1 pseudogene is annotated in these 876 nt (G+C 77.6%); it reads right to left on the minus strand.

Annotated features, from left to right (window positions below):
• Nucleotides 1-876: pseudogene (locus NUV38_RS17085) on the minus strand (hypothetical protein); the annotation flags it as partial.

Consider the following 876-nt stretch of genomic DNA (forward strand, 5'->3'; position numbering starts at 1 on the left):
ACGTGGGCCCGCGCCTCGTCGCGCTCGCGGGCGAGCTCGGTCGCCGCGAGCTCGTGCCGCTCGGCGGCCTCGGACGCGAGGCGCTCCGCCTCCGCCTTCGCGGCGGCCAGCTGCTCACCGGCCGTGCGCTCGGCGTCGGAGAGGCGCACGGCGATGGCGACACGCTCGGCCGCCACCTCCTGCGCGTACTTCTCGGCCTCGGCCTTCGCCGCCACCACGTGCTCGGCCGACGTCCGCTCGGCATCGGCCACGACCTTCTCGGCCTCGAGCCTCACCTGCTCCAGCTTGGCCTCGGCCTCGGCGCGCTCCTTCTCGAGCTGCTCGAGGGCCGCCTCGCGATCCCTGCGGGCACCCTCGGCGAGCTTCTCGGCCTCGGCGCGGGCCTCGCTGATGCGACGCTCGGCATCCTGCTCCGCCGCCGCGAGCCGCCGCTGGGCGGCGTCCTCGGCGTCACGCTCACCCTGGGCCAGTCGTTCGGCCGCCTTGCGGGACGCCTCCTCCTCGGCGGCGGCGATGCGCCGCTCGGCCTCGGCCTTGGCCTCGTCGAGCCGCTCCTGCGCGGCCCGCTCGGCCTCGGCGCGGGCGACCTCGACGCGCTCGTCGGCCTCCTTCTGCAGCTGCTCGATCTTCGCGGCCGCCGCCTGGCGCTCGCGCTCGATCTCCGCGGTGACCCGGTCGGCCTCCTCGCGTGCGGCACGGACCCGCTCCTCGGCCGCCTGCTCGGCTGCCCGCAGGCGACCCTGCAGCACCTCACGCTGCTCGGCCTCGTCGGCGCGGATGCGAGCGGCCACCTCGGCGCGCTCGCGGGCCGCCTCCTCCATCAGACGGGCGGCCTCGGCGCGCGCGGCGCTGACCCGTTCCTGGGCGGCGGCGCTG

The sequence above is a fragment of the Aeromicrobium sp. 50.2.37 genome (genome assembly GCF_024655735.1).
Taxonomy (GTDB): domain Bacteria; phylum Actinomycetota; class Actinomycetes; order Propionibacteriales; family Nocardioidaceae; genus Aeromicrobium.